This is a genomic window from Streptomyces sp. A01 (assembly GCF_059026195.1).
The window spans coordinates 517,682-544,632 of record NZ_JBWLKN010000001.1 but is presented as its reverse complement, the minus strand read 5'-3'; the positions used below and the strand labels follow the sequence as shown (position 1 = coordinate 544,632).

The window sequence follows — 26,951 nt, the reverse complement described above, 5'->3', positions numbered from 1 at the left end:
GGCGCTCCCTGCCGCCCCCGGCGCCGCCGTGCCACAGTGGCTGACGCCCAGTCAGGGTGAGGGGCACAACCGGCGCGAGGGGGGTCGCTGGTGGAGTTCCGGGTGCTCGGCCCGCTGGAGTTGTGGGCCGACGGTTCGCCGTATTACTTCGGTTCGGCCAAAGAGCGGTGCCTGCTGGCGGTGTTGTTGTGCGCCGGTGGCACGCCGGTCCCCGTGGAGAGCTTGCTGAGCCGGGTCTGGGACCACCGGCCGCCGCCGAGTGCGGCGGCGTCGTTGCAGAGCTACGTCTCCCGCCTGCGGTCGCAGCTGCGGGCCGCCGTCGGCGACCGCGCGTGCGTGGAGTTCACGGCGCGCAGCTACGTGTTGCGGGTGGCGGACCCGGAGGCCGTCGATCTGCGCCGGTTCCATCTGCTGTGGCAGCGGGCCCGCGGGATGGCGGCGGGCGGTGACGCGGAGGGCGCGGTGGCGCTGCTGCGGGAGGCTGAGGCCCTGTGGCGGGCGGAGCCGCTGACGGAGTTCACCAGCGCGTGGGCCGCCGCGACCCGCAGACGGCTCGCTGAGGACCTGCGGCGGGTGCGGGAGCAGCGGATCGGGCTTGAGCTGTCGCTCGGGCGGCACGCGGATCTCGTCGGGGAGCTGTCCGGGCTGCTCGCGGACGCGCCGGACTCCGAGCCGTACGCGACGCATCTGATGCTGGCGCTCTACCGGTGCGGTCGGCATGGTGACGCCCTGGGCGTCTACCGGGATCTCCGGCGGCATCTCGGCGACGAGCTCGGCTGCGACCCGAGCCCGGAACTCGTCCAGCTCCATCAGCGTCTTCTGCGCCGCGATCCCGCGCTGCGCGCCCCGCGTCCGCTCCCGGTGCGCGCGCCGTCGCCGGGGCCGCCGGACAGTCTTCCCCGCGACATCGGCGATTTCACCGGACGCGTCCACGAGCTGGGCAGGCTGCTGGCGCGGGCCGACCCGGCGGCGACCGCGCTGTCGCTGACCGTGGTACACGGGATGGGCGGGGTCGGCAAGACGGCGCTGGTCACCCATGCGGCTCATCTGCTCGCCGACCGCTTTCCCGACGGCCGGTTCTACGTGCCGTTGCGAGGCCACCACGAGCAGGCGCCGGTGGACCCGGGCGACGCGCTGGCGACGCTGCTGCTGTCCGTGGGCGTGGCGGCCGGGGAGCTGCCGGCGAACCTGGACGAGCGGGCCGCGCTGTGGCGGGAGCGGATGGCGCACCGTACGGCGCTGCTCGTCCTCGACGACGCGCGGGGCACCGCGCAGGTGCGGCCGCTGCTGCCCGGCGCGCGCACCTGCCGGGTCTTCGTCACCAGCCGCCACCGGCTGGCGGATCTGGAGGGCGCGCGGTCGGTGTGCCTCGACGTCCCTGACACGGTGGAGGCCGCAGCGATGTTCACCCGCATCGTCGGCGCGAACCGGACGTACGAGCCCATGGACGTGCGGCGCGTGGTCGCCCTGTGCGGCCACCATCCGCTGGCGATCCGGCTGGCCGCCAACCGCTTCCGGCACCGGGACTGCTGGGAGGTGCGGGATCTGGCCGACGAGCTGTCGCAGTCGGCGCGCCCGCTGGAGGAGATCGACGCGCCCCCGGGCATCGCCTCGGCCTTCGACCTCTCGTATGCCGGGCTGCGCGGCGACGACCAGCGGCTGTTCCGCCGCCTCGCACTGCACCCGGGCCCCGATCTCACGCTCCACGCCGCCTGCGCACTGGCCGACGTGGACCAGGCCGCCGCCCGCCGGAGCCTGAACGCCCTGCTGGACGCGCATCTGCTGGAGGAACCCGTCAGGGAGCGGTACCGGCTGCACGATGTGGTCAGGGACTTCGCCCTGCGGATCGGTGAACGGGACGACGTGGAGGATGTCCGGCGTGCGGCGGTGCACCGGGTCCTCGACCACTATCTGGCGGCCGCCGACCTAGCGGACCGGCTGGCCCATCCGCAGCGCTGCCGCCTGCCTGTCGACGCGGCGCACGCCGTGCGCCCGCTGCCCGTGTTCGAGGACGCGGCCGCGGCCGCCGCGTGGCTGGACCTCAACCGCGGCAATCTGCTGGCGGCCGCGCGGCTGGCCGCCGAGCGCTACCCGCGAGCGGCGGTGGTCTTTCCCCACGTCCTGGACCAGGCGTTCCACATCTGGGGCAGATGGGAGGCCGCCACCGGGCTGAACGCCGTGGCGCTCGACATCGCCCGGACCGGCGACGAGCCGGGCGCTGTGGCGCGACTCCTCATCGAGCGGGCCGCGTTGCTGCGTCCGCAGGGTGCCCACGAGGACGCGATGGCCTGTGCGCGGGAGTCCCTGCTCAGGGGGCGGGACGTCGGCGACCGCTGGGTGCAGGCGGAGGCCCTGGAGCAGATGGGGATCGCCGATCTGGTGGCGGGGCGGCTGGCGGAGGCCCTGGGCCGGTTCCGTGAGGCCCTGCCGCTGCACCGGGCCGTCGGCAATCGCAGTGGTGAGGCGGAGGCGCTGAACCACCAGGGCATCGTCCTGGCCCACCTGGGCCGTCTCCAGGAGGCGGCCAACCAGTTCCACACCATGCTCGCGATCCACCGGAGCACGGACAACGTGCGCGGGCAGATCAAGGCCCTCAACAACATCGGCGAGGTGTACAGCCTCCAGAAGCGGCAGTCCGACGCCCGGGAGTACTACGAGAGATCGCTCGCCCTGGTCCGGCGGGTGGGTGGCAGACAGGAACTGGCGATCCTCTACAACAACCTCGGCAATCTGTGCCGGGAGAGCCGGAACCGCGGTCAGGCGCTCGCGTACTTCCGCATGGCCCTGGAGACCTACCGGGCCATCCACGACTCCCCCGGACAGACGGACTCCCTGGTCAACCTCGCCATCACCTACCAGGCCGACGGGCAGTACGCCGAGGCGCGCGTGCATCTGGAGCTGGCGGACGAGATCGCCCACCGGATCGGCGACCGTCACCAGCGGCAGCGGGTCCTCGCCGCGACCGGCGCCGCGCAGCAGGCGCGCGGCGACCACGCGGCGGCGCTGCGCACGTACCGGCAGGCGCTGAGCATGGCGCGCGAGCTTGACCGGCCGTACGAGGCGGCGCAGGCGCTGAGCGCCATCGCGGAGATCGTCCAGGCGTCGCGCGGCCCACTGGCCGCGGCGCCGCACTGGTTCAGGGCGCTGGCGCTCTACGAGGAACTCGGCCTCGCCCGGCAAGCGCAGGACATCCGGCGCCGGGCGGCGGCCACCCCCGACGGCCAGGCGGGGTAGGCCCGGGGCCCGGCCGTCGGCCGGACACGGGGCGCGGCCGCCGACCGGGCCCGTGCTCCCGCACGCGGGGCGTCTCCCGCTTCTCAAGCGGGTGTGAGCCGCTTTCCGCCCTCAAGCAGCGTCTTCAGCGCGGAGAGAACCATCGTCCAGCCTCCGCTCACGCCCTCCAGCATCTTGCTGTCCGCGCTCGCGAAGCCGCCGTGGACGATGGTCAGCTTGGTGCCCGCGCTGGCCTTTTCGGCCGGTTCGATGGTGAAGGAGACTCCGTCCGCGCGCGGCCTCCGGGCCCCGCTGGCCCACCTCCTGGAACTCAGGAAGAAGGCCGCGACGTGCCGCCTGAGGGGCTGTGGACAGGGATCAGCGCCACGTCCGAAATCCGCCAGACGAGATGGCTGACGTGGCGCAGGCTGGTAGACGTACCAGGAGAGAACAAGGAAAGGACAGACCGATGACGGTCTACACCACCATCGACAGCCCGCTGGGCGAGCTGCTGCTGACGGGTGAGGAGGACCCGGCGGCGCGGGGCGGGGTCACCGTGACTTCGCTGTCCGTTCCCGGGCAGCGGAACGCGCCGGCCACCGGGGCCGACTGGCGCGCGGACCCGGAGGCGCTCGCGGAGCCGGTGCGGCAGGTGCGGGCGTACTTCGCCGGTGAGCTGACCAGCTTCGACCTGGCGTACACCGCCGGTGGCTCGGAGTTCCAGCAGCGGGTGTGGCAGGCGCTTGAGTCCATTCCGCACGGCACGACCACCACCTACGGGAAGATCGCCGAGCGCATCGGAGCCCCGCGCTCCGCCGTCCGCTCGGTCGGCACCGCCATCGGCGCCAACCCGGTGCTGATCCTGCGGCCCTGCCACCGGGTCATCGGCGCCAACGGCTCCCTGACCGGCTACGCGGGCGGGCTCGACCGCAAGGAGGCGCTGCTGGTGCACGAGGGCGCGCTGCAAGCCCAGCTTGGCTGAGAGTCACGGGGCGGGCCCGCCGCACGCCGGACCTACACGCTGACCGGCAGCGACGGGCGGCAGCGGGAGAGCCCCGTCCCGGGGACGCTCGGGGGACACCGCAAGAGCCGGCTCTACGGGCGGCTGGACTGCCCTTCGGCGCTGCGCGCCCTCGCCCGTGGCGGATACGCACCGCAGCGGGTCTTCTTCGCCGACCAGGCCGCCGCCCGGGCCGCCGGTTACCGGCCGTGCGCGGTCTGCCTCCCGCAGGCGTACGCGCGATGGCGGGCGGAGCAGCACGCCACGGGCAGCGCGGACCGCGGCGAGAGGCGCGCGGACAGTCACAGCGAGGGACACAGCATGAGGAGACCAGCACCATGACATCGCTCCAGGAAGCCCGGAGGGCCGCCACTCCCCTCGCGGCCCCCGCCGCTGAGCGCGTCCGCCCGCCGGTCCCGCACACCGGGGCCGAGCTCGCCGCGCTGCTGGACCTGCTCACCTCGCAGCGGCCGCGGGTCCTGTCCGTCGCCGTCGGCCACGGCCGCGACGCCGCGTCGCGGGCGGCGGCCGAAGCCTTCGCGGCCGCCTGGCGCGACCTCGGCCATGACGTGACCGGCGTCGTCGACTGGCCCGAGGAGGCCGCTTCCTGGCTGCGGCAGGCCCGGCGGTTCACCGCTGGGGCACCCGACGCCTGGGTGGTGGCCGGCCACCCGCTGGGGTGGGCGAACATGGCCCGCCGTCTGCGGCACAGCACCGGCTGGACCGCGCGGCGCACCTACGCCTTCGCCAGTCTGGGCGCCCCGGAGACCGTGGAACTGGCGGGCACGGCGACGCTGGAGGGGCTGTGCGGGGTCTCGGCGGACGGCGGGCACTGGCAGGTCAGCCGGGGATGGACCACGTTCCTGCCACCCGCGCCAGGCCCTGACCCGCTCGCGCGGCACGGCGGGCAGGAGTGAGCATGGACGCGCTCGTCCCCCGGCCCCGCGCCCACCTCGCCCCCGGCGCCGTCCATGTCCCCGGCTGGCTCACCCTCGACCAGCAGCGTTCCCTGGTCACCGCGTGCCGGGAGTGGGCCACCGGACCGGTCCCGATGCGGCATACGAAGCTGCCCCGGGGCGGGGTGATGTCGGTGGGGACCGTATGCCTCGGTTGGCATTGGCAGCCGTACGCGTACACGCGGAGCGCGGACGACGTCAACGGCGAGCGGGTCGCGCCGCTCCCCCGGTGGCTGGTGGAGCTGGGGCGGCGCGCCGTGACCGACGCGTACGACGATGAGGCGGCCGCCGCTGACTACATCCCCGACACCGCCTTGATCAACTTTTACGACGAGGCCGCACGGATGGGCATGCACCAGGACAAGGACGAGCGGTCGAGCGCGCCCGTCGTCTCGCTCAGCGTCGGCGACAGCTGCGTCTTCCGGTTCGGCAACACCGAGACCCGCACCAAGCCGTACTCCGACGTGGAACTGGCCTCCGGGGATCTGTTCGTCTTCGGTGGGCCGTCCCGCTTCGCGTACCACGGGGTGCCGAAGGTCTTCCCCGGCACGGCCGATCCCGCGACGGGCCTGGCACGTGGCCGTCTCAACATCACCCTGCGCGTGACCGGGCTGAGCGGCACGGACTGACACCGGCCCGCGGGAACGCGGACCGGGTGACGCGGACCGGCGCCGCCCGCCGAGCGTTCTCAGGGGACGCCCGCCAGGCGAAGCAGCGCGGCCGTGACGGCCGCCGCGATCACGATGGCCACGAACGGCGCCTTCCGCCACGCGAGCAACCCGCCGACCAGGACACCGGTCGGCCTGGCCCGTCCGGCGAGCTCCTGGACCTCGGTGAGCGTCGCGGTGGCCACCAGGGCGACGAGCAGCACGGTGGCGCCGGTGGCGAACAGGCCCGCCGCCCACTCCGAAAGCTCGATCCGGCCGTGCGGCAGCGGCCCGACCAGTCGGAAGGCGTACGTTCCCACGGCCGGCACGAGAATGGCGGCGACGGTCATGACGCACGCCTGGCGAGGAGCAGACCGGCGAGGGCGGGCAGCACGGGCAGTCCTGCGGGCAGCAGGGAGGTCGCCGCGAGAGCGATGGCCGCGCCGGCCAGGGCCCCATGGCGGGTCGCCGCGTCCCGCAGCGCCGGAGCCGCCGTACGCGCACGCCGGCGTGCCCCGGGCCGGACCGCGCCGACGCCCGTGAGGCGCCCAAGTCCCGGGCTGTGCGGGGCTCCGCACGGTTAAAGTGATCATCATGAGTACTGTGGCAGTGAACGGCGTCACGGTCGCTTACGACGACCAGGGCCCCACCGACGGCATACCGGTTCTCCTCGTGCACGGGCACCCCTTCGACCGCAGCATGTGGGCGCCGCAGGTCGCCGACCTCGTCCAGGCCGGATACCGGGTCCTCACCCCCGACTCGCGCGGCTACGGCGCGACCACGGTCGCCCCCGGGCCCTTCCCCTTCGCGGCGTTCGCGCACGACCTCGCCGCGCTGCTCGACCATGTGGGGCTGCGCCAGGTCATCATCGGCGGCCTGTCCATGGGCGGGCAGATCGTCATGGAGTTCCACCGGCTGTACCCCGAGCGGGCCCGCGCCCTGCTGCTCGCCGACACCTTCGACGCCGCCGAGACCGACGAGGGAAAGGCTGCGCGCAACGCCATGGCCGACCGCGTACTCGCCGAGGGGATGGGCGGTTACGCGGACGAGGTGATCGACAAGATGATCGCCCCGTACAACGTGACCGGGCTGCCCGACGTCGCCCGGCACGTGCTCGGCATGATGCGCGGCACGGACCCCAAGGGCGCCGCCGCCGCACTCCGGAGCCGGGCTGAACGCCCCGACTACCGCGAGAGCCTGGCGGGGGCGACCGTGCCCGCCCTGGTCGTCGTCGGCAGGGACGACGCGTACACCCCGGTCAGCACCGCGCAGTCGCTGCGCGACACGCTCCCGGACGCCACGCTCACCGTCATCGAGGGCGCCGGGCACCTGCCCAACCTGGAAAAGCCCACGGAGTTCAACACGGCCCTACGGCGGTTCCTCGACGCGCTACCGACCCGCGACTGACCCGCGACTGACAGACCGTGACTGACAATCGCCCCTGGTCACGGGCGTCTTGACCACCGGATCGCCTCGGCGTTTGCGCCAGGTCCCGCCGGTGCGTCGCTCCCGCGCCCTGGCGGGGCGCCCGGTGCGCGCTCCACGCGGTCAGGTCCCGTACGCGTCCGTACGGGACCTGACCGCGTGCGCGGCGTCATGCGGGGCTGGTCACGCCGCCGCTGGAGTGAGCTGAGCCTGGCCGAACAGGAGGGCGTAGCCGTCGGGCAGCTGGGCGAGGACGCGTTCCAGCAGATCCGGCCCGGTCAGCCGGGCGAGGACAGCGAGGACGGAGCCGGCATCCCAGCGGGCCGTCGCCGGGGTGGCCTCCTGGGCGCGCGTGACGAGGTCGTCCACGAACTGTCCGCCGGTCAACGGCCGGGGCAGGAGCACCTGTCCCGCGAACATCTGGGCGGCTTCGGGAGGCAGAAGCCGGGCCAGGTCGACGCGTTCCTCTCCGGTGAGCTGGCGGCCCAGAGCCGCCAGCACCATGCCTGTGACCTCTTCGGCCTGGTCCCGACCGGGGTAGAGCCCCTCGGTCCGTACCTCCTCGACCAGCTCATCGAAGGTCATGCCACGCTCCTGCAGATCCGTCCTGTGCGGGTGGCGCATCGTCAAGGGTGCCTTTCTCGTCGAAGGAGCCAAGCCGGGTCAGGCGGCGATCGGCCGGACCGCGCCGGTGCCGTCACTGATCTTGATCTTGCGGGGCTTGGCCTTCTCGGAGACCGGCAGGCGCAGGGTGAGCACTCCGGCGTCGTACGAGGCGTCGATCCGGTCGGCGTCGAACGTGTCGCCGAGGAGAAGCTGGCGGGTGCGGAGACCTGTGGGGCGCTCGGCCGCGATCATCTCGGCGCCCTCGGGAGCCGGTGAACGGCGCTCGGCCTTCACCGTGAGTACATCGCGCTCGACGCAGATGTCGATGGTCTCCGGGTCGATGCCCGGCATGTCGAAGTGGACGACGAACTCGTCGCCCGTCCGGTAGGCGTCCATCGCCATCGCCGCCGGGTGGGCCGCGGCCCCGAGCATCTGCCGGGGGAACCGGTCCAGTTCACGGAACGCGTCCGTACGCATGAGCATCACAGGTCACTCCTTCTCTCTCTCGCACTGCGTGCGATGCCCTACGCCTTTTTATATAGTCCGACACCCATAAAGTTGACAAGCCCCGACTCAGGAAGCTCCCGGGCCGGCGGCCGCCCGCTGGCCGCCCCGGGGACACGACCGCGCGGGAAGCGGCTACTGCTCAAGGCCCCGCAGCCGGTCTCCGGCGCGGCGCGGACGCCGCAGGACGCCGCCGGGCCCAGCCGAGCAGAACGACCGAGCACACCGCCGCGAACGCGCACCAGGTGGAGACGAACCGCAACCGCCACAGCGCCACGCAGATCACCGCCCCGGCGACGAGCAGCCTGGAGTGGAGCAGGGCCCGGACCCGCGTGAATTGATCTTTACCGCCGGTAGCTCTACGGCTACCCGCCCGCTTTCCGCACTCCTGCGCCCGGGGCGTCTAAGCCACTTGGCGGGTCGGTCACCGCCGCCCGCTCGTGTGCCCGGCTCGGCGGGAAGGTGCGGCGGCGGGGCGGCACGTACCAGCTCCGGGCCCACGCGTGGTGCTGCGGGGCCCTCACCTGGCGTACTCGTGCCCCGTAGCCGCGCGGGCGCCGCCGGTTCGTCCGCCGACGCCGGAGCCCGCGCCGCGCGGGCGCGTCGGCGGCGCCTGGCCTCAGCACCGTCAGGTGGGCTGGATTCCTGACCGGTGCCACCGTCCGGTGCGGGGGGGGGAAGCCGGTGTTGGCGGTCTCCGTGGGTCGCTCGCACCACGGAGACGGGCGCCCGCGAGTGCGGCGGCGGCCCCGCGCGCCCGTCAGCAGCCGCTGACGGCGGCTCAGCGACGGCGGCTCAGCGACGGCGGAGGCCCGCGGTTCTCACCGCGTACCGCCGCCTGAGCGTGCCGCCCCGTCGACAAGGTCGCGCAGCTGCCCGCGCGCGGTGATGCCCAGCTTCGGGAACGTGCGGTAGAGGTGGGAGGAGACGGTGCGTGGTGAGAGGAAGAGGCGTTCGGCGATGTCGCGGTTGGTCAGGCCACCGGCGGCGAGGCGGATGATCTGCTGTTGCTGCGGGGTGAGCTGGGTGAGCGCGTCCGGTGGCGGCTGGGTGACCTCGATGCCGGAGGCGCGCAGCTCGGCTTGGGCGCGCTCCGCCCAGGGCCGTGCGCCCAGGCGGCGGAAGGTCTCCAGGGCCGCTGTCAGATGGGGGCGTGCCTCGTTGATGCGGCGGCGTCGGCGCAGCCACTCGGCGCAGTCCAGGTGCGTCAACGCCCGCTCGAAGGGCCAGTGTTCGGTCACCGGCCGGGACAGCGCGGCGCGGAAGTGGTCCTCGGCGGTGTCGGGTCCGACCAGCAGGGCGCGGCCCCGGTGAAGCAGCGCGTCGAGGCGCGCGGGGAGGTCCGCGCCCAGTCGGCCGGCCGCGCGGTCCAGGATGACCAGGGCTTCGTCCTGCCGGCCGGTGCGTGCCGCGGCGGCGGCCAGGTCGGCGAGGACGCTGTAGGAGGCGTGGTAGTGCACGGGGTCGCCGTCCGCGGTGAAGACGAGCCGGAGTTGCTCGTACGCCGTCTCGTAGTCGCCGTCAGCCGCCGCGGCCGTCGCCAGGGCGGCCCGCGCGCGGACGGCGGTGGAGCGGCTGTTCAGCGGATTCACCGCGGTCAGGGCGTCGTTCGCGGCCCGTCGTGCCCCGCCGGAGTCACCCTGGGCGGCGAGCACGGTGGCGTCCAGCGCGAGGGCTCCAGCCGCGATGTGCGGCAGCCCGGCCTCGGCCGCGCGGGCCGCCATGTCGCCGCCGACCGCCCTGACGTCCGCCCAGCGGCCCTGTTCGTAGTAGGCCCACCCGGGGGCGCAGCCCAGCCCTTCGGGGAGCGGGCCTCGGGCACGCCACTGCTCCATGGAGACGTCGAACAGCTCGATGGCGAGGGGGGTCTCGTCGATCAGCCAGGCCGCCGTGGCGAGCGCCGTCAGTCGGCCGGGGTGGTCACTGGGTTCGGCCGCGAGCTGCGGCAGGCAGCTGAGCAGCGTGGCTCTGCTGCCGTACGGATCGGCTACGGCCAGCGCCCAGAGCCGGGGGTACTTGGCGTGCGGTGCTTCCTCGATCAGCGGCAGCAGTCGCTGGATCGCGCGGCGTTGGGTCTCGTCTCCCGAGTAGTAGCCGACCACCGCCGCGGTGGCGATGGCGTCGAGTGCCGTGTCCGGTGCGGTGGCGGCGGCGTGTTCCGCTGTGTGCGCCAGCAGGGTGAAGGCCGCCGGGTACTGGTGGATGACGGTCAGGGCCTGACCCGCGCGCAGCGAGGCCAGCGCGCGCAGGGCCGGGTCGTCGGTGAGGGCGTCGGCCTGGGCGGTCAGTTCCTGGACCCAGGCGGGCTGGTGGGTGAAGACCGCCATGCTCGCGGCGCGTATGAGCCGCCGTGCCCGGTCGCCCCGGTCCGGGCTGAGTTCCGCGGCCCGTTCCAGGGTGGCCGCGGCCGCGGCGTATCCGCCGCGCCGTCGGGCCGCGTCCGCTGTCTCCTCCAGGGCGGCGGCCACCTCCTCGTCGGGGGTGAGCGCGGCCGCCGCCAGGTGCCACGCGCGCCGGTCGGGTTCCTCGCGCAGCGCGTCGGCCAGGGCCGTGTGCGCGGCTCTACGGTCGTCGGCGGGGGCGCTGTGGTAGACGGCCGAGGCGATGAGGGGGTGCCGGAAGGTGAGGCGCTGGTCCCTTACGCGGATCAGTCCCGCACGTTCGGCCGGGGCGAGGTCGGCGGAGTCCGCTCCGCCAGGTCCGGCCGTGGCCGCGAGGGGCGCGGAGGTGTCGGCCGCGGCGAGCAGCAGGGCCCGGCGGGTGCTTTCAGGGAGGTGGCCGAGGCGGGCGGCGAAGACCCGTTCCAGCCGGTCGGAGAGCGGCAGCGGCCCCGTCAGCAGTCCTTGCGCGGCGGGCGCGTTGCCGGCCGCCGCGCGGGCCAGCTCGGTCAGGGCCAGCGGGTTTCCGGCCGCCTGGTCCAGGATGCGGCGCCGGATCAGCCCGTGCGGGCGGTGCGGACACGAATCGAGCAGCCGGTTCGCGGCCGTGTCATCCAGCGGCTCCAGCGTGAGCGCCGGGTGGACGCCGTCGAACCCGGGGAGCAGGCCCTGGCCATGGGCGCCCAGCAGCAGGACGACCGGCTCATCGGCCAGCCGCCGGGCGACGAAGGCGAGCACGTCCAGTGAGCCCCGGTCGATCCACTGCGCGTCATCGGCGATGAGCAGCAGCGGGGCACGACCGGCGAGGTCGGTGAGGAGGGTGAGGACGGCGCCACCGAGCAGCATCGGGTCGGGCGGTGTCGGCGCGGACGCGACACCGAGCGCCTGCTGGAGCGCGGAGCCCTGCCCGGCGGGCAGCGTGGCGAACGCGTGCCGTAGCGGCGCGAGCAGCTGATGCAGCCCGGCGAAGGCCAGCCGCGCCTCATGCTCGCTCCCCGTCACCCGCAACGTGCGGTGGCCCGCCGTGTCGGCGTGAGCGGCGGCGAGGTCGAGCAGCGTGCTCTTGCCCGTGCCGGGATCGCCGGTGAGGACCAGCACCTTCCCGGCGGACGCGGATGCGGACGCGCGCGTGGGCGTGGGCGTGGTGTCGCCGCGCGCACTTCCCCCCGCCGGGAGGTGGCCGAGCAGGGCGAGCAGCCGACCGGTCTCCGCGTCCCTGCCGACGATCTCCTCCCCCGCCGCCTCCGTCTCGTGTCCGTCGTACGGGCGCCCCGCCACCTGCTGATGCACATCGGCCTCCTCGCGCCGAGCCTAACGCCGCGACGGCGAGTGCAGTCACGTGACGGATACCGGGCGGGCCGGTACGCGGCCCAGAATTCAGTGGTCTGCCACGGGGGACGAGCGAGCACGCGAGAACCGGTCACGAAGAACGGTCACGAAGAGCGGTCGCGAAGACCCGCCACGAAGTCACGAAGAAGAGGAAGCCGCGCATGGACACGATCACACTGGGCGACGTGGATATCACCCGCGTCATGGAATTCCACGGCTCTGCCGAGATGGCGCCACAGGAGTTCTTCCCCGACAGCCCGCCCGGTCTCTGGGAGACCAACAAGTCCTGGCTGGCACCGGACTTCTGGGACCCGACCAGCGACGACTGTGTGTGCGCGGTGCAGAGCTGGCTGCTGCGCAGCGAGGGCAAGACCATTCTGATCGACACCGGAGCCGGAAATCACAAGGAGCGTCCGTACGCACCGATGTGGCGGCATCTCCAGACGGACTTCCTCGGCAACCTCGCCCGCGCCGGGGTCCGTCCGGAAGACGTCGATATCGTGGTGAACACCCACCTGCACGTCGACCACGTGGGCTGGAACACCACGTTGCAAGGGCGGGACTGGGTTCCCACCTTTCCCAACGCCACGTATCTCCTGCCGCATGCCGACTTCGAATTCTGGAACCCGCTGGGAAATCACCGGCCCAAGGGCGCGCGCAGTCATCAGAACGTCTTCGAGGACAGCGTCGCCCCGGTGCACCAGGCCGGGCAGGCCGTGCTGTGGGACGACTCGTACGACATCGACGCCAACCTCCGGCTGGAGCTCGCGCCGGGACACACGCCCGGTTCCTCAGTGATACGCCTGACGTCCGGTACGGAGCACGCCGTCTTCGTCGGCGACCTGCTGCACACCCCCGTGCAGCTGCTGGAGCCGGACGTCAACAGCTGCTTCTGCGAGGACCCGGCGCAGGCCCGTGCGTCGCGGCGCCGGGTCCTGGAATGGGCCGCCGACCACCGCGCCCTCGTGCTGCCCGCGCACCTCGGCGGGTCGGGTGGCGCGGAAGTGAGCCGCGAGGGAAGCACGTTCACCATCAAGAGCTGGGCGCCGTTCAGCCGTGTGTGAGCCGGCTTCCTCCCGCGCCCCCGGGCCGCGCCCAGGGCCGGGTACGGGATCGGGTGGTCAGGACTCGGCGGGGAAGAAGTCGGCGCCCTGGACGTACTCCATCGCCTTGGTGAACTCGAGGTCGGTAAGCCGCCGTTGCATCTCCTCCGCGCTCACGTCCTCCACCCGGGTCTGCACCCACCACAGATTGCCCAGCGGATCGCGCACGCGTCCCACGCGGTCGCCGAAGCCGAGGTGCGTGACCTCGGTGACGGAGGTGCCTCCGGCCTCGACGGCCTGCCGGTGCACGGCGTCGGCGTCCTCGACGTACAGCCGGATGAAGGCAGGGGTCGGCGGCCAGTCCGGCCGGGCATCGAACATCATCACCACCGAGTCACCGATCCGTACTTCCGCGTGCCCGATGCTCCCGTCGTCGCCGGTGACACGGGCGATCTCCTGGGCGCCGAAGGCCCGCTCCAGGTAGTCGATCAACTGGGCCGTGTCGCGGGAGATGATCCACGGCGTGACCGTGGTGTAGCCCTGGGGAACCGCCTTGACGGACATCCGACTCCTCGTGACAGGTGGTTGGCTCAACGTGGCGTTCACACTAGAGGGGCTATAGGCCAGCTTCCGTCCTAATCCCTTCCCTGGATACCTCACCCACCGCCGTGGTCATGGCTGTCATCCCCCTTCCCGGCTCCGGGGGCGGAGGATGCCCCGGACGTGGGGCCGCCGCCTGGCGCGTGCGAGGAGCCGTGGGTCTCGCCCGCTTCGATGGTGCCGCCGAGCTTGGCGCGCAGCGGGCGGAGCGCGGCCGGGGACTGGGCTGTCACGGCCCAGCGCCTGCCGACGAGGTAGACGCCGCCATAGGACTGAGTCTCCGTCAGCCAGGCCCGCTGTCCCACGTCGGCGGCGAAGGTGACCATGCGGTAGTTCTCCCCGCCGTGTGTGCACGCTCCCTGGCGCAGCTCCTCGGCGTCGACGGTGAGCTTGGCCTCGCAGCCGATGGCGGCGGAGATCGTGCGGATCGACGCCGGTTTCGCCGGTGCCCGGCTCGCCTTCGCGGGAGCGGCGTCCGGCCGCTCGGCTGCGGAGCAGCCGCCCAGCAGGAGCACGCACAGCACGGCGGCGGCACGGTGGGGGCGCGTCATGGGTCACCTCGCGGGGCGAATGGGCTGGGGGCCGGGGAGCCGCCGCTCGCTGGAGCGGCGGCCCCGCTGGTGGTGGCTGGCTGAGCGGCGGCCCGACGGTGGTGGCTGGGGGGCCGTGGGCGGCTGTCAGAGGTGGCGCGCGGGCGACGCCCGGTGTGCGGGTTCGGTACGCGGCGTCGCCAGGAGGAGTCAGGACGGGTCAGGACGGGTCAGGACCGGTCGGTACGAGTCAGTACGAGTCAGTACGAGTCAGTACGAGTCAGTACGAGTAGTCCATACCGTCCGACGCGTCCGGTGCGGCCGGCGCGTCGGAGTCCGGCGCGGCGCCGGAGCCGCCCTCTCCCTTCACCTTCTTGCCTTCCTTCGTCACCGTGAACCACAGACCCTGCTTGTTCTGCCCGTTGGTGTCGCCCGGCTTCTTGTCACCGGTGAACCAGTAGACCGGCCAGCAGTCAATGGCGAGTTGCTTGGTGCCGTCGGGGCGTTTGACGGTCGTGACCAGCTTGGTGGGTACGCCATCGACCTTGGCCTTGTCCACGGGCTTCGCGGGCTTCCAGGTTTCCAGGCACGCGTCGTTACAGGCGAACTTCATGGGCCAGGCACTGTCCTTGTTGAACCGGTAGAGCGTCCTTCGCTTTCCGTCGACGAGGATTTCGCCGAGCTTCGCGTCCTCGGTGGTGGACAACTCGGCGCCATCGCCCGCACCGGTGTCCTCTCCCGCACCGGCGTCCTCTCCCGCACCGGTGTCCTCCTCCGCACCGGCGTCGCCCCCTTGCCCGGCGGGCTTGCCGTCCGGGGCCAGCGCGTTCCAAGTGCCGGCCACCCCATGCCCCTTGGTGTCCCCGGGCTTGGCGTCCTGCGCGTAGCGGTACACGGGCCAGCCCGCGAGGGTGAGCTGCCGGGTGCCGTCCGTGCGGGTCACCTCTCCCAGCAGGTCAGCCTTGATGCCCGAGGTGGCCGCGGCGTCGTCCGCGGGGACCGGGGGCCAGGTCTTCGCGCAGCCGCCGTCGCAGTTGGACTTGGGGGGCTCGGCGGTGTCCGTGTCGAAGCGGTAGAGGGTGAATCCCTTGCTGTCGGCGACCACAGGGCCGAGTTCGGGAACGTCGCGCACGGCGAGCTTGCCCGCTGTTTCCTTCTTGTCGCCCGCGTCCTGCTGGGCGGCTCCCGCACCGTCCGCCTTGTCGTCACCGGAGCCGTAGCCACCCGCGCCATATTCCGAATCGCTCTTCTTGCTGCCGCCCGCGGGCTGGGCATCACTCGCTTTCCCAGAAGAATCCTCACTCCCGCATCCCGCGGTGAGCAATATGGCTGCTGCCGCCCCGGCCAGTGCCACATGACGCGCTTTCCTCATGACCACTCCTTACGTTGTCGTCCGGCGGCTTCCTGCCGTCGAACCATGGATACGGGGCGCGGGGCCAAGAGCGTTCAATGGCTGCGGAATTTGTCACATCACATCAAAGTCAGAGGTTTTTCGACGGCAGGGTCGCATCAGCCGTCCGGTGGCGGCCATGCCCGGCCGACCACGCGAGGCGGCCTGGGCGTGGCCCCGGAGCCGCTGCTGCCACTTCGCGAATGTGATCAGAGCTGTCTGGCTACTTCGGCTCCTCGACGCGCAGTGCCAGCGCGGGACAGCGGCGTACCGCGCGCAGCGCCTGCCCGCGCAGCCGCTCGGGCAGCGCGACGGTGGCCTGGCTCGGATAGCCGTCCGGGGCGAGCTCGATGACGCCGGGCAGCACGTCCGCGCACAGGCCATGCCCCTGGCACAGCGTCCAGTCCACCACCAGCCGTTCCCCGGGAGGCTTGGCGGCCCCGGCGCCGGTCTGGTCCGTCCGCGCGGCCGTCGCCTGGGGGGTGCCGGTCGCGGCGCCGCCCGGCCCGTTTCCGTCCGCGGGCAGCGGCAGCGCCCCGAGGACGGGCCGACCGCAGCCGGGGCCGAGGGCGTGGGCGTGGAAGTCCTCGGGGAACGCGGCGAGCGCGGAGGCGACGAAGTGCGCGGTCCCGTCGGGATGGCGGCACGCGCCCCGGCCCAGGACCGCTTCGGCGCGGGCGCGTACGCCGTCGAGGGCCGCCTGGCCGCCGCCGTGCGCCGCGTCCTCCAGCGCGTCGGCGAGCGCGGGCAGTCCCCGTACGCACGGGCCGCACTGACCCGCGGACTCGTCGGCGAGCCAGCGTGCGACGCGTACCGTCTCGCCGACGGGGCAGGTGGTCACGGGCAGCGGCAGCACCGCCCCGGCGCCCAGGACCGCGCCGAATCCGGCCAGCGACTCACGGGAGACGGTGGCCACCGACGCCGCGTGCGGCCCCAGCCATCTGCCGTGGTAGCCGCCGACGAGCACACCCTGGCCGGGCTCCGTGCCGCAGAGCTGGAGGACGTACGACAGGGGGACGCCGGTCGGGGTCTCCATGACCCACGTCCCGGCGACGGTGAGCAGCACCGTGCCCGGCTCCGCCGGCAGCCCCGTCGACCGGAACGGGAGGGCGCCGAGCCGTGCGGCGACGGCGAGTTGAGCGAAGGTCTCCGTGTTCGACAACAGGGTCGGCAGGCCCCGCAGCCCGCTGTCGCTGGTGCGTGACTGGCGTCCGGACGGCAGCCCTGACCCCTGGTTCAGACCGCTGATCAGCGCGCTGCTCTCGCCGGTGACGAAACGCTCGGCCAGCCGCACCACGCGCAGAGGCGGCCCGGCCGGGCCGCGTTCGGCGATGGCGTCGCGTACCGAACGTTCCACGTCCGGCCTGGTCACCCCGACCACGATCTCCTCGGCGCCCAGGGCCAGCGCGCCCAGCACGGCGCCGTCGAGCATCAGATGCGGCACGTGGAGCAGCAGCGCGGTGTCCTTGAGGCAGCCGGGCTCGCCTTCGCTGCCGTTGACGACGACGGCGGTACGGGTACCCCGGGCGCGGGCAGCCGTCGTGACGGCGCGCAGCTTCCGGGCGAAGGGGAAGCCCGCTCCGCCCCGGCCTCTGAGGTCGATGTTCTCCGCGAGGGCGACCACCTCGTACCAGCGGGGCTGCGGCAGCGAGCCGTGCAGCGCCAGGTGGGCGACGCGGCCGAGCCGTGGCGTCTCGTCGAGCCCGGCCAGCAGACGGGGCGGCCCGACGCAGCCGAGCGCGAATTCCGGGCGCGTCACGGGCCCCACCGCTGCGGACCGCTCACCTGGGTGTCCCGCTCGCCGGCCGTCGGCCGCACACGCCACAGCGGGGGCTCAGTCGAGGGCTCTCGCGGCGGTGTGGGGGGCGGGGGCGGTGGGCTCGCGGCGTTGCGTCCGATGACGAACCGCACCGCCAGCGCCGCGGCGGTTCCCACCAGGCACAGGGCGTAGGACGCCGTCACCCACCCGGCCGCGAGCCGCCCGGCCTTCAGGCCGTGGACGAGTGCGGCGCCCCATGCCGCGTAGGCGCACATGTGCGTCACACGCCACCACTGCGACCGTCCCCCGGCCGCGAACGCGCCGCGTACCGCGCCGGTCACCGCCACCGTGACGAAGAGGTATCCGGCCAGTGTGCCGAGGCCGATCAGGACGGGCCGGGCGCCGTCGGTGAACGGCACGGCGGCGGACAGGCCGCTCGTCCGCCCCCTGGCCACCTTGACCCACACGTGCAGCGCGAGGAAGCCGAAGCCCGCCACGGCCAGGCCCCGGTGCACGCCCTGGGCGAGCAGCCGGTGCTGGGAGTACAGCAACAGCCGGTCGGTGGCGGCCAGCCCCCACAGCACGGTGGCCGTGAAGGACACCAGGGCGAGGACGCCCGCGCCGTAGTCGAGGAATTCCACCAGCCGGGTCAGAGCGCCCGAGTTGAGGGTGACGATCAGCGAGGCGAGCGCGGCCGGGCCGATGACGCGGGCCGCCGCACGAGGGCGCACCTCTTCGGAGGGCAGCGCCCCGGCGTGCCGCCCCCGGGCACGCGGTGGCAGATGGCCGGGCCGGGCGGCTCGTGGCGGGCGCGGCCTGACCCCGTACGTGCGCGGCCTGGAGGAACGCCGCCTGCGCGGGCCTGGCGGGGGCGAGTGCGGTGTTTGCGACTGCGACTGGAACATGGGCTTCTGGGCCTCCCCATCGCTCGGGCGCGGGGCCTTCGTACCGAAGGCCGGTAGCCGGGATGCAGCAGCATCGCTGAATACACCAAGTTCGCCAGAAGGTTTATCGCAATGTGATAAATTCTTGCGCCCGCGTCGCCGACACCCCCGATGACTGCGGAAGATGCCCATCCCGAGCCGTTCAATACGGGCCGGTACCAGCGGCCTTGGCCGACTCGGCCACACCCTCATAGCGAGACCGAGGGCCGCCTGTTCCTCCCACATCGGACAGGCATTACCCGGCTGAACGAGGTAGAGATGTGCGAACTTCTGAACCGCATCTGGGCACGCCCGCGAGGCGAGTGGACTCGCGTTCTGCGAAAGGAACTCCCGTCGCTGGCCGACGAGGTGGTTGAGGCACTTCTGGAACACCTTCCGGCCTTTGCGGCACTTGTTGAGCAAACAGACAGGGAATCGGTCCGGTGGGGAGTCGAACAGGCTCTGCTCACGGCCCTCGGGTACCAGAAGACGCCGCTGAGGAGCCCGGCCCGGGCACTGCCGATGATCGCCGCTCCCCCTGAGCACGCGCGGCGTGCCCTGTTCACGGCCGTCACAGGCGGCACGGACCTGCCCGAGGGCGCGCTGGCCGAGCTGGCCCGCGCCGCCGGGTGGCGGCTGCCGGAAACAGTCCAGGCCGTGGTGCTCACCGCACCGGGCGAGGCGCCGGAGCGGGTGGCGCCACTGGGCGACTACCTCTCGGGCACCGTCAGCGGTGAGCCGTGCCTGCTGATCCCCGACCCTGACCCGCATCCGGACGCGGACGCCCGCGCCGCCCTTGAGGGCGCGCTGCGCGGCCGCAGCGGGGCGGTCGGTTACGCCACCCCGCTCGGCGACGCGGCCTCATCACTGCGCTGGGCGCGCCGGTTACTCACTCTGGCCCCGCCCCGCGGTGGACCGGAAGCACGCGTCATCTTCGTCGATGACCACCTCTCCACGCTGCTGCTGCTCCAGGACGACTCGCTGGCGCGGGCACTGGCCGCGCGCTGGCTGCGCCCCCTGTCGGGCCTGACGCCACGGCAGAGTGAGCGGCTGGAAGTGACGCTGCTCGCCTGGCTGGAGGGCGGCGGGGCGCCGGAGGCGGCGAAGGCGCTCCAGGTGCATCCGCAGACCGTGCGCTACCGGCTGCGCCAGATCGAGAAGCTGTTCGGCCCGGGACTGCGGGAACCGCGTACCCGGTTCGAGCTGGAACTCGCCCTGCGCAGCCGCCGCCTGACGGCCCATCTGCGACGGCAGCACTCCCTGATGGGACGCCGGGCGCGGGGCGTCGCCGCCGGGTTCCGGCCGCTGGGTGTCGCGCGGGAAGCGCGCGTCAACGGGCTCTGAACCGCCGCTGCCTCCCCCGTGGCCCGTGGGCCTCGGGGGAGGCTGACGCCGCACGAGCGGCGGCGGCTCGAAGTGTCCTTCGCAGCGCACCGCCGCTCACGGGGCCGCGCTGTCCGGGGGGCGGGGAGAGGCCCCGGCGGCGGCCCTGATGTTGGCCTGGTCTGGGGAGCACGCGCCGGGCGCCGTCAGCGGCGCGCCGTCACCGGCGTCGAGGGCCGCACAGGGCCGCTGTCAGGTGGTCGCGGGACGCGTGGCGCGTGCTCCCGGGGCGCTCAGCCGCACTGGCGTCCGCCGTTGATGCACCGCACCGCTTTGTCCATCAGCCTCTGCGACATCACGTTGATGAAGTCACCGTGGTCGGTCACCGGCTTGTGCAGCTGCTCCGGGAAGCTGTCGACGGCGAACACGGCGCCCTGCGGCACGTCATACGTGATCCGCTGCACCAGCCGCGGGATGGCCCGGAAGCCGTTTCCGCACGCGCCGTCGCCCTTGGCGAAGGCGACGTGGGTGCGGTGGTTGGCGCTGTCGGTGTTGCGCCCGTCCCAGCAGCTCTGGAAGGCGAAGGTGCGTACGACGTCACTGCCCTCGGGGCACAGCGGGTACTTGTCCCGCAGCTGCCGGTCCTCAAAGCCGGTGCAGCTCCACGAGGCGTTCGCGTTGGCCGTGCCGTTGGTGAACGCCTTGGCGTCACCGGTGATGATCCGCAGGAAGCGGGGCATCGCCCGCACCGTGCCGACCGGGCTCCCCTTGAACTCGATGGACACCTCGGAGGGTCGCAGGATCTGGCCCACGTTGCCGTCCTGGCCGCCGCCCGGTGCGTTGGCGTCGACTTCCTGGCCGTTCTCCGGAAGCCGCAGGACCGGCCAGTAGTACGTGGACTGGTCGCCGTTGCCGCAGGTCGTCCCGGCGGCGGCGAGGCTGTCGTTGGTGGAGAAGGCGTCCGTGGACTCGTTGCCGACGTAGTCGTGCATGTGGTGGGCGCCGTTGCTGACGCCGGGGGCGACGATCACGTTGTCCGGGTTGAAGTGACCGTTCTCGTTGCGGCCGCACTCGGACGTGAACGAGCCTTTGGACGCGCCACGGCGGGCGGCGGGCTCGTTGACGTTCGGCTGGACGGTGGTGATGTCCACGAAATCCTCGCGCGAGGGGCCGTTCAGCGAGCCGTCCGGTCCGGCGCCGTCGCCCTGTCCCCCGCCCCCCGCCCCGTCCGCGTCGCCACCCGAGGCGTTGTCCCCGCCCCGTGTGCCGTCGGCGGCCTTCCGCTCGACGCCGGGCCGCATCTCGCAGGAGCTGAGCCGCGCCAGGTCCCGCGGACGGTCCTCCCCCGCTTCGCCGACGGCGGTGACGATGCGACCGATGGTCTCGCCCCGGTCCTTCTCCAGCCCGTCCAGCACGGGCCCGCTCTTGCTCTGCCCCGAGGCGAGCCGCTTGTAGGCGTCCGCCACCTGGGTGTCAAGACGCGCCAGGTCCTTGTCGACCGCGCGCCGTGCGGCGCGCGGGACGGCCCGGAGCCGGTCCCCCACATCGGGGCAGCTGATGGTGTCGGCCACCCGCTGCCCCGGCCCGACGGCCCCCTCCCCCTCGTTCTCCTGGGACTTCCGGTCGGCCGCGGAGTCTTCTTCCCCGACTTCGGCCGACGCGTTCGCCGCGATGACCGCGGCCCCTCCGGCGCCCAGCGCGAGCACCGCGACCATCGCGACGGCCGGGCTGGCGAACCGCGAGCGTTTGTGCCTTCGATTCATCATGGGATCACTTCACTTCGTCGTTCCGGATTGCGTTGTGCCGGGTACCGGGGGCGCCGAGCCTTCGGCGACGGCGTCGAAGTCGACGAGCCCGGTGTCTTCGAGGACCGTGATGTGGTCGAGGACGACGGCGTTGGCCCGCGTGGCCAGGGACCGCACCATGGTGTTGCGGCTCTGCGCCCGCACCTGGGCGACCAGGCTGAACACCTTCCCGTGCGCGCGGCGCAGCAGGTTGGCGAACAGCCGGTCGTACGTCTCCCCCTGGGCAGCGTCGAGTTGTGAGAGCCAGCCCTGCTGCTGCTCGTTCGGCTGGTTGGGCAGGTCGATGCCGAGCGCCTGCCCCGCCTCGATGGAGCGCCGGTCCAGTTCGCTGTGGCCTTCGACCAGGTGGTCGCCCGCCGTCTTGACGGTCGCGCGCGTGCCGCGCTGCTGCGCCTGCCGTCCCGCGGGCAGCTCCCACAGTCCGGCCAGCCGCACCTTGCGGACGAAGTCGCGGTCCATCGGCGACAGCGGCCCGAACTGGGTACTGACCGTTCCGCCGCCGTCGTCGTCAGCCGACCGCTGGCCGGCCGCGGCCGACCGGCTCTCGCCGAACAACTGCACCGGGACCAGCAGCGCCACGAGTGTGACCGCGAGCGCGCCCACGACAAGGCCGGTGCCGACCGTGTACGCGGACGCGATGGACTTGCCGATGCCGGAGCGCCGTATGAACGCTCGCACAGTGCCCTCCTCTCCGCTCGCTTCCCGCTACTCCCGCGGGTGCCACCGGACGCTAGCCCTGCGGCGAGCGGGTTTTCGAAGGTTCATCACAGGTGGACAAAAACTGCTCAGCAAGGCTCCATCGACGTCCCCTGACGGTCGGTTCAGGGTGTGACCCCCGAACCGGCCGGAGAAGGGACGCCTCCCTGCGAAGACGGGCGCTTCAACGCTGGACCGCTCGGATGGGCCGCTCGGCACGGCTGTGGGAACCGGCCTCACCCCGGCCGCGACGAGAACCAACGCCGCACCGACCGCGACCGACCCACGCGGCACGCGCGGCCCCGGGGAGGCAGCAGGTGCCGTCGCCCATGGCGGAACCCGGCGCGCAGCTGCCGGGTGTCAGGTCTGGGTCAGTGGCCGCTACCGCGACCGGGCGGGACTGCTGAACGGCGACAGCGGCAGCTGGCGCTGGTGCGAGCCGCTGCCCGACGCCACCCGCCCCCACCCCTCGGCGTCTGCCGCGCGACGGGCGGTGAGATCTGGGTGTACGGCGATGTCATCACCCGCTGGGACGGGGCCTGGACCGTCCTGCCGCACCTGACCGCATCCGCAACAGCGTCACCGGTCTTGTCGTGGCCGCCCACGACGAAATCTGGCTCACCGGCTACGGCGTCGGCGGCCCGGTAGGCAAACCGCCGTCCATCCCCCTCGCCATGGTGGGCAGTGCCGTTCGCGTGCTCGAACCTGGAGTGCAAGGCTGCCCCAATAGGGCTGCGTTTCGGTCGAACCTGTGAAAGTCGCGGCTCGCCGTGAAGTGACGCCCCAGGCAGACGGGTTCTCGTCGTAGTGACATGCTGGAGGTCACACAGGGCGAGAAGGGAAGTCGGCGCATGCGGTGGACGGTTCATAGTGAGCGACAGATCTACAGCAACCCGTGGGTCAATCTGTGGCTGGTCGACGTCCAGCAGCCAGACGGCCGTCGGTGGGAACACCACGTGGTGCGGTTGCGGCACCTGGCGGTCGCGGCTGTGGTGGACGATCAGAAGCGGGTGCTGATGATGTGGCGCCACCGGTTCATCACGGACACGTGGGGCTGGGAGCTGCCCATGGGACTGCTCGAGGCGGACGAGACGCCTGAGCAGGCCGCCGCCCGGGAAGTGGAGGAGGAGACAGGCTGGCGGGTGGATGGCCTGAAGCCGTTGGTGTACGCGCAGCCCGCGAACGGGATCACGGATTCCGAGCACTACGTTTTCCGTGCCGACGGAGCCACTTACGCCGGGCCGCCTACTGAGCTCAATGAGACGGACCGCGTCGAGTGGGTACCGATCTCCGAGATCCGCGGCATGATCGACCGCCGTGAGGTCGTCAGCAGCGGGAGCTTGGTCGGGCTGCTGTATCTACTACTGGACGAGGCGACCGGCGTCATCGGCTAGCTGAGTACGTCCCGCATCTTCTGCTCGAACACGATCACCGGTGTCTCCCGCGCGTAGGGGGCGAGACGTCGGTGGAACTCGCGTACATGCCCGGCCACCCGCGGCGAGTCGAGAGAGGCACTGAATTCGAGCGCGAGACCAGCGCTGCCGCAAGCGGCTTCCACCTTGCCCTGCTGCAATTGTGCGGTGGCCAGCCAGAAGGCGTGGAATGCTCTGCCTCGCTGCTGGGCGGCTGTTTCCCGGCGTAGTCCCTCCGCGATGAGAGGTTCGGCACGCGCAGCTTCACCAAGACGAGCGAGGGCGATCCCTGTGTCGACGATCAGCTTGCTCTCGTGGAAGTAACGGACCCACGAAGGCGCCTCGGCTTGCCGGCCCCGTGCGAGTTCGTAGGCGTCGCGGGAACGGTCGATGGCTTGATGGCACGCCATGGAGTCGCGCAAGGTGGCCTGGGCGAACGCCTCCCGCATGTGCAGCATTGACATCACAAGGGGCTGATCACCTGCGGCGCGCGCGGAGTCCTGGGCCTTGCACGCCAGGGCGACGGCGTCGGTCGGGTTGCCGTCGTAGGTCGCCTGAAGGCTCATGCAGGACAGGACATTGGCCATGAAGAGGTAATCGTCCTGCCCGTGGGACAGGCGCAGGGCCTGCGCGAAATGCGTGCGCGCGATGCTGTACTGGCGGGCATCGAAGTATGCCCAGCCAGCCAGGCGAGCGAGCTCAGCCGCCAGTGACTGCAGATCACGGCGTACGCTCCCCCCGGCGCTGCTCATCAGCTGCGATACGTACCGCAGGTGCCCGACGACGGCAGGGCGAAGTGAAGCACCGCCGTGCTCGTCGTCTCGCCGCCAGTAGTCCTCGACCGAGAACTGAAGAGCTACGAGGGTGGAACGGGTGACCTTGCCGTCGGCGAGCGTGAGCAGATCGCCGATACCGCTGGGCTCCGCGTCTGTGTCAGCCGTATGAGTGCGCTGCGAAGGTACAACCGGCGGGTTGGAAGTTGATACGCCGGCCTCTGGGGGGTCCGGGATTTCCCAGGGCCGATGGGCAAGCCCAAGCATCGCGCCGGGAATGCGAAGACCGTCAGCGACGCGTTCGATCACGTCGATGTGCGCAAGGCTGCGGCGCCCGGACATGATCTCACCGACCCGGCTGGGCGTCAGTCCGCACAAGGCCGCGATCCGCGACGGGTAGACGCCGGCCTTCTTCTTGGCCAGAAGGAAAACCTGAGCGAAGTCGCGCTCCCTGCAGGCCCGCTGCCACTCAGGGCTTGCCAGTAACTCAGGAGGTACTCCTGAGTAGGGCTGCGGTCCGGACACGTGCGCTCCTCGGCCGTATTGGAAGCGGCGTACTGGGCGGGCGGTCAGCCACACCGATGTTACCCACGTTGGGTAATCACCGTGGCCTGATCCTGTGATGTCTTCACGCGGTGCAGTAGTCCCCCAACCGCCTGCGACGAGGGGACGCGATGCAAGCGATGGCCACACAGGACCCGCAGACCACCGAAAGATGGCAAATGCAGTTCGCCGCGACTGCCAAGTGCGCCGCTCTCGTGCGCACCCAGGTGGAGAAGACGCTCCGCGGCTGGGGGTTCGCCCACGACGACATCGACGGCGCCGTCCTGATCGCGAGTGAACTGGCTTCGAACGCGGCCGTGCACGGCGTCCCCGGCCACCTTTTCGAGGTCGGACTGACCTCTTGGGAAGACACCTGCCTCATCGAGGTCTCAGACAGCAGCCCCCGTCGGCCGAGAGCGCTGGCGGCAACAGCTGAAGATGAACACGGCCGTGGTCTTCCGCTCGTTAAGGCTCTCTCCGCGCAGGTCGGGCACCGGCCCCGCCAGCCGGTCGGGAAGACGGTGTGGGCGCTACTGCGCCTCATGCCCCGACGAGAAGCCCAGTCGTGATCGGCCTGATGCGAAGAACCGCCGTCAAGCGAGGGCGAGCCGCAGCAGATCACATGCACAGGCCGTGCGCGCACGTCACCGAAGGGCGGATGCCGTGATACGAGCCATCGGCCGTTACGCCGGCCTTCTGTTCATCATCGGCATCAGCGCCTCATGCGGCCTCATGGTCGGCCTGGCACTGGCCTCAGCTCCCTCCCCATGAACGGGTTCATTGCGGGCGCGCATCCGGGCACAGCGGGCTGGCTCCCCCGTGCCCACCCATAACGAACCTCTTGCCCGCCCGGCCGTCTGAGAGCCGAGCTCGACGGCCGGGCGGGTCATAGAGCGGCTCACGAACAGACCGCTCTCGCTCCGTGCACGTTCTCGGGCCGCCTCCTCACCATGCCCGGCTTCTTACCCACAGGGAGCCCGTCCGGCGAAAGGGATCATCCATGATCCACCATCCCGCGTTAGCCGACATCGACAGCACGGTCCCCATCACGGTCACCATGGACCGCACCCTCCGCGTCAAAGTCATCGACTCGTGTGGCATGACCTGCATCTTTTGCCACAACGAGGGAACTCCCGTAAGCGCGGACAATCGCACGTACCAGGTGGGAAAATTCGCGACGTCCGGCCCGTCCGGGCGTGTGTCCATCTACGCGGCCACCAACGGGTCCCGGTTCCTCAGCGCACCGGTCTTCCCCGACGAAGCCTTCCGCTACAGTCTCATTCGCCTTCGTCAGGCACTGGACTTCAACGAGGTACATCTGACCGGCGGCGAACCGACCCTCCACCCGCAGCTGCCGGGCATAGTGGCCGCTGCCAAGGAGAGCGGTTACGCCGTGAGCGTGACCTCAAACGGGGAGAACGGCCGCCGAGTACTGGCCGACTGTGCCCGGTCCGGTCTCGACCGCATCAACTTCTCCGTCTTCGGGACGACCCCTGAAGAACTCGCCCAGGTGCAGAACTTCCGCTACCGAAACCCCGCTCTCGCACAACGCAAGATCGACGCGCTCGACGAGTCGATCATGCTCGCCATGGATCTCGGGCTTGATGCCCGCGCGAACGTCGTACTACCCCACCGCGGGCACGTACCTCGCGTACACCGGCTTCTCAGCAAGTATTCAGCCAGCCTCTCGGTCCGCGTCCTGTCCTCACTGGCCGACGGTGACGACTCCCTCCGCGCCATCGACCTCCTGCTGGACGAGCTCGACGCCGAACTTCAGGAGGTGCGCCTCATCGCCGGCACCTCCGGTTTCCGCATGGCTTACCGCTTACCGGGTGGCCGAGAGCTGATCGTCAAGCACATACGCCCGCTACGGTTGCCGGGCACCTGCGCCCGTTGCCGCTACAACAACCCCACCGACTGCGAAGAGGGCTACTACGGCGTACGCCTCTACCGCAGCACAACAGGCGAATTCCACACCGGGGTATGCATACAGCGCATGGACCTCTGCCTCCCTGTGGAAAAGTTCGTAGCGGGAGAGGCATGCGACGAGGTCGTCCGGCTGCGCGAGAGCGACTGTCATAACCTGACCGCGTAAA

At 71.9% G+C, this 26,951-nt stretch carries 24 protein-coding genes; 11 read left to right on the top strand and 13 right to left on the bottom strand.

Going from position 1 to position 26,951, the window contains the following annotated elements:
* Nucleotides 1–90 precede the first annotated feature (90 nt).
* The 5 genes from AC5P1B_RS02225 to AC5P1B_RS02205 all read left to right on the top strand — a co-directional run bounded on the left by AC5P1B_RS02225 (nucleotide 91) and on the right by AC5P1B_RS02205 (nucleotide 5,798).
* On the top strand, nucleotides 91–3,234 hold the full coding sequence (locus AC5P1B_RS02225; protein WP_493884415.1) for an AfsR/SARP family transcriptional regulator: 3,144 nt from the start codon (nucleotides 91–93) through the stop codon (nucleotides 3,232–3,234).
* Nucleotides 3,235–3,682: 448 nt separating this feature from the next.
* Nucleotides 3,683–4,195: a methylated-DNA--[protein]-cysteine S-methyltransferase gene (locus AC5P1B_RS02220; RefSeq protein ID WP_493884414.1), complete on the top strand. Its 513-nt coding sequence runs from the start codon at nucleotides 3,683–3,685 to the stop codon at nucleotides 4,193–4,195.
* A gap of 39 nt (nucleotides 4,196–4,234) precedes the next feature.
* Nucleotides 4,235–4,555 (top strand): Ada metal-binding domain-containing protein, encoded by a 321-nt coding sequence (locus AC5P1B_RS02215; RefSeq protein ID WP_493884493.1) that lies wholly within the window; start codon nucleotides 4,235–4,237, stop codon nucleotides 4,553–4,555.
* Nucleotides 4,552–5,130, top strand: a complete 579-nt coding sequence (locus AC5P1B_RS02210) for a hypothetical protein (protein WP_493884413.1) — start codon at nucleotides 4,552–4,554, stop codon at nucleotides 5,128–5,130. Before AC5P1B_RS02215 ends, AC5P1B_RS02210 begins: the two co-directional genes overlap by 4 nt.
* 2 nt (nucleotides 5,131–5,132) lie before the next feature.
* Nucleotides 5,133–5,798, top strand: coding sequence for an alpha-ketoglutarate-dependent dioxygenase AlkB family protein (locus AC5P1B_RS02205; RefSeq protein ID WP_493884412.1), 666 nt, complete (start codon nucleotides 5,133–5,135; stop codon nucleotides 5,796–5,798).
* Between the two features lie 59 nt (nucleotides 5,799–5,857).
* On the opposite strand, the gene AC5P1B_RS02200 is transcribed toward AC5P1B_RS02205, so the two are convergent.
* Nucleotides 5,858–6,166 carry an AzlD domain-containing protein gene (locus AC5P1B_RS02200; RefSeq protein ID WP_493884411.1) on the bottom strand — a complete coding sequence of 103 codons (309 nt, stop codon included), beginning with the start codon at nucleotides 6,164–6,166 and terminating at the stop codon, nucleotides 5,858–5,860.
* A 244-nt stretch (nucleotides 6,167–6,410) separates the two neighbouring features.
* On the opposite strand from AC5P1B_RS02200, the gene AC5P1B_RS02195 reads away from it, so the two are divergent.
* The gene (locus AC5P1B_RS02195; RefSeq protein ID WP_493884410.1) at nucleotides 6,411–7,223 is read left to right on the top strand and encodes an alpha/beta fold hydrolase; all 813 of its coding nucleotides are present in this window, start codon (nucleotides 6,411–6,413) and stop codon (nucleotides 7,221–7,223) included.
* Nucleotides 7,224–7,424: 201 nt separating this feature from the next.
* On the opposite strand, the gene AC5P1B_RS02190 is transcribed toward AC5P1B_RS02195, so the two are convergent.
* The 4 genes from AC5P1B_RS02190 to AC5P1B_RS02175 form a co-directional block, all read right to left on the bottom strand.
* Nucleotides 7,425–7,826, bottom strand: a complete 402-nt coding sequence (locus tag AC5P1B_RS02190; protein ID WP_493884409.1) for a DUF2267 domain-containing protein — start codon at nucleotides 7,824–7,826, stop codon at nucleotides 7,425–7,427.
* A gap of 78 nt (nucleotides 7,827–7,904) precedes the next feature.
* Entirely contained in the window at nucleotides 7,905–8,330 is a 426-nt protein-coding gene (locus AC5P1B_RS02185) for an Hsp20/alpha crystallin family protein (RefSeq protein WP_493884408.1), read from the bottom strand.
* 163 nt (nucleotides 8,331–8,493) lie between these two features.
* The gene (locus tag AC5P1B_RS02180) at nucleotides 8,494–8,655 is read right to left on the bottom strand and encodes a DUF6629 family protein (protein WP_493884492.1); all 162 of its coding nucleotides are present in this window, start codon (nucleotides 8,653–8,655) and stop codon (nucleotides 8,494–8,496) included.
* A 517-nt stretch (nucleotides 8,656–9,172) separates the two neighbouring features.
* Nucleotides 9,173–12,019 (bottom strand): helix-turn-helix transcriptional regulator, encoded by a 2,847-nt coding sequence (locus AC5P1B_RS02175; RefSeq protein ID WP_493884407.1) that lies wholly within the window; start codon nucleotides 12,017–12,019, stop codon nucleotides 9,173–9,175.
* Nucleotides 12,020–12,219: 200 nt separating this feature from the next.
* On the opposite strand from AC5P1B_RS02175, the gene AC5P1B_RS02170 reads away from it, so the two are divergent.
* Complete coding sequence (locus AC5P1B_RS02170; protein ID WP_493884406.1) at nucleotides 12,220–13,122, top strand: MBL fold metallo-hydrolase; 903 nt, start codon at nucleotides 12,220–12,222, stop codon at nucleotides 13,120–13,122.
* A gap of 57 nt (nucleotides 13,123–13,179) precedes the next feature.
* Here the strand turns inward: AC5P1B_RS02170 and AC5P1B_RS02165 are convergent, their stop codons facing one another.
* From AC5P1B_RS02165 to AC5P1B_RS02145, 5 genes are all read right to left on the bottom strand, one after another.
* On the bottom strand, nucleotides 13,180–13,665 hold the full coding sequence (locus AC5P1B_RS02165; protein WP_493884405.1) for a VOC family protein: 486 nt from the start codon (nucleotides 13,663–13,665) through the stop codon (nucleotides 13,180–13,182).
* A 92-nt stretch (nucleotides 13,666–13,757) separates the two neighbouring features.
* On the bottom strand, nucleotides 13,758–14,252 hold the full coding sequence (locus AC5P1B_RS02160; RefSeq protein WP_493884404.1) for a hypothetical protein: 495 nt from the start codon (nucleotides 14,250–14,252) through the stop codon (nucleotides 13,758–13,760).
* A 259-nt stretch (nucleotides 14,253–14,511) separates the two neighbouring features.
* Nucleotides 14,512–15,603 carry an SCO0930 family lipoprotein gene (locus AC5P1B_RS02155; RefSeq protein ID WP_493884403.1) on the bottom strand — a complete coding sequence of 364 codons (1,092 nt, stop codon included), beginning with the start codon at nucleotides 15,601–15,603 and terminating at the stop codon, nucleotides 14,512–14,514.
* 241 nt (nucleotides 15,604–15,844) lie between these two features.
* The gene (locus AC5P1B_RS02150) at nucleotides 15,845–17,389 is read right to left on the bottom strand and encodes an NADH-ubiquinone oxidoreductase-F iron-sulfur binding region domain-containing protein (protein WP_493884402.1); all 1,545 of its coding nucleotides are present in this window, start codon (nucleotides 17,387–17,389) and stop codon (nucleotides 15,845–15,847) included.
* On the bottom strand, nucleotides 17,377–18,111 hold the full coding sequence (locus AC5P1B_RS02145; RefSeq protein ID WP_493884401.1) for a hypothetical protein: 735 nt from the start codon (nucleotides 18,109–18,111) through the stop codon (nucleotides 17,377–17,379). The genes AC5P1B_RS02150 and AC5P1B_RS02145 overlap by 13 nt, the downstream gene beginning before the upstream one ends.
* A 471-nt stretch (nucleotides 18,112–18,582) precedes the next feature.
* Between AC5P1B_RS02145 and AC5P1B_RS02140 the strand changes: the two genes are divergently transcribed.
* Nucleotides 18,583–19,647: a PucR family transcriptional regulator gene (locus AC5P1B_RS02140; RefSeq protein WP_493884400.1), complete on the top strand. Its 1,065-nt coding sequence runs from the start codon at nucleotides 18,583–18,585 to the stop codon at nucleotides 19,645–19,647.
* Nucleotides 19,648–19,919: 272 nt separating this feature from the next.
* Here the strand turns inward: AC5P1B_RS02140 and AC5P1B_RS02135 are convergent, their stop codons facing one another.
* Both AC5P1B_RS02135 and AC5P1B_RS02130 read right to left on the bottom strand, forming a co-directional pair.
* On the bottom strand, nucleotides 19,920–21,392 hold the full coding sequence (locus AC5P1B_RS02135) for a DUF1996 domain-containing protein (protein WP_493884399.1): 1,473 nt from the start codon (nucleotides 21,390–21,392) through the stop codon (nucleotides 19,920–19,922).
* Nucleotides 21,393–21,401: 9 nt separating this feature from the next.
* The gene (locus AC5P1B_RS02130; RefSeq protein ID WP_493884398.1) at nucleotides 21,402–22,109 is read right to left on the bottom strand and encodes a DUF4142 domain-containing protein; all 708 of its coding nucleotides are present in this window, start codon (nucleotides 22,107–22,109) and stop codon (nucleotides 21,402–21,404) included.
* An 869-nt stretch (nucleotides 22,110–22,978) separates the two neighbouring features.
* Here AC5P1B_RS02130 and AC5P1B_RS02125 point away from each other — a divergent pair.
* A complete protein-coding gene (locus tag AC5P1B_RS02125) occupies nucleotides 22,979–23,521 on the top strand; it encodes an NUDIX hydrolase (RefSeq protein ID WP_493884397.1) in 543 nt (180 codons plus the stop codon).
* Here AC5P1B_RS02125 and AC5P1B_RS02120 read toward each other — a convergent pair.
* On the bottom strand, nucleotides 23,518–24,837 hold the full coding sequence (locus tag AC5P1B_RS02120; RefSeq protein WP_493884396.1) for an NsdA family TPR-like regulatory protein: 1,320 nt from the start codon (nucleotides 24,835–24,837) through the stop codon (nucleotides 23,518–23,520). The two genes, AC5P1B_RS02125 and AC5P1B_RS02120, sit on opposite strands and share 4 nt — an antisense overlap.
* Before the next feature lie 149 nt (nucleotides 24,838–24,986).
* Here AC5P1B_RS02120 and AC5P1B_RS02115 point away from each other — a divergent pair, with 149 nt between their 5' ends.
* Entirely contained in the window at nucleotides 24,987–25,424 is a 438-nt protein-coding gene (locus AC5P1B_RS02115) for an ATP-binding protein (protein ID WP_493884395.1), read from the top strand.
* Between the two features lie 431 nt (nucleotides 25,425–25,855).
* Nucleotides 25,856–26,950 (top strand): radical SAM protein, encoded by a 1,095-nt coding sequence (locus AC5P1B_RS02110; RefSeq protein ID WP_493884394.1) that lies wholly within the window; start codon nucleotides 25,856–25,858, stop codon nucleotides 26,948–26,950.
* Nucleotide 26,951 lies beyond the last annotated feature (1 nt).

Excerpts from the sequence above, each read along its gene's own strand:
- AC5P1B_RS02170 (WP_493884406.1), top strand. The coding sequence starts at position 12,220 with ATGGACACGATCACACTGGGCGACGTGGATATCACCCGCGTCATGGAA.
- AC5P1B_RS02200 (WP_493884411.1), bottom strand. The coding sequence starts at position 6,166 with ATGACCGTCGCCGCCATTCTCGTGCCGGCCGTGGGAACGTACGCCTTC.
- AC5P1B_RS02190 (WP_493884409.1), bottom strand. The coding sequence starts at position 7,826 with ATGACCTTCGATGAGCTGGTCGAGGAGGTACGGACCGAGGGGCTCTAC.
- AC5P1B_RS02110 (WP_493884394.1), top strand. The coding sequence starts at position 25,856 with ATGATCCACCATCCCGCGTTAGCCGACATCGACAGCACGGTCCCCATC.
- AC5P1B_RS02165 (WP_493884405.1), bottom strand. The coding sequence starts at position 13,665 with ATGTCCGTCAAGGCGGTTCCCCAGGGCTACACCACGGTCACGCCGTGG.
- AC5P1B_RS02205 (WP_493884412.1), top strand. The coding sequence starts at position 5,133 with ATGGACGCGCTCGTCCCCCGGCCCCGCGCCCACCTCGCCCCCGGCGCC.
- AC5P1B_RS02185 (WP_493884408.1), bottom strand. The coding sequence starts at position 8,330 with ATGCTCATGCGTACGGACGCGTTCCGTGAACTGGACCGGTTCCCCCGG.
- AC5P1B_RS02220 (WP_493884414.1), top strand. The coding sequence starts at position 3,683 with ATGACGGTCTACACCACCATCGACAGCCCGCTGGGCGAGCTGCTGCTG.
- AC5P1B_RS02210 (WP_493884413.1), top strand. The coding sequence starts at position 4,552 with ATGACATCGCTCCAGGAAGCCCGGAGGGCCGCCACTCCCCTCGCGGCC.
- AC5P1B_RS02195 (WP_493884410.1), top strand. The coding sequence starts at position 6,411 with ATGAGTACTGTGGCAGTGAACGGCGTCACGGTCGCTTACGACGACCAG.
- AC5P1B_RS02135 (WP_493884399.1), bottom strand. The coding sequence starts at position 21,392 with ATGATGAATCGAAGGCACAAACGCTCGCGGTTCGCCAGCCCGGCCGTC.
- AC5P1B_RS02125 (WP_493884397.1), top strand. The coding sequence starts at position 22,979 with ATGCGGTGGACGGTTCATAGTGAGCGACAGATCTACAGCAACCCGTGG.
- AC5P1B_RS02140 (WP_493884400.1), top strand. The coding sequence starts at position 18,583 with ATGTGCGAACTTCTGAACCGCATCTGGGCACGCCCGCGAGGCGAGTGG.
- AC5P1B_RS02160 (WP_493884404.1), bottom strand. The coding sequence starts at position 14,252 with ATGACGCGCCCCCACCGTGCCGCCGCCGTGCTGTGCGTGCTCCTGCTG.
- AC5P1B_RS02155 (WP_493884403.1), bottom strand. The coding sequence starts at position 15,603 with ATGAGGAAAGCGCGTCATGTGGCACTGGCCGGGGCGGCAGCAGCCATA.
- AC5P1B_RS02115 (WP_493884395.1), top strand. The coding sequence starts at position 24,987 with ATGCAAGCGATGGCCACACAGGACCCGCAGACCACCGAAAGATGGCAA.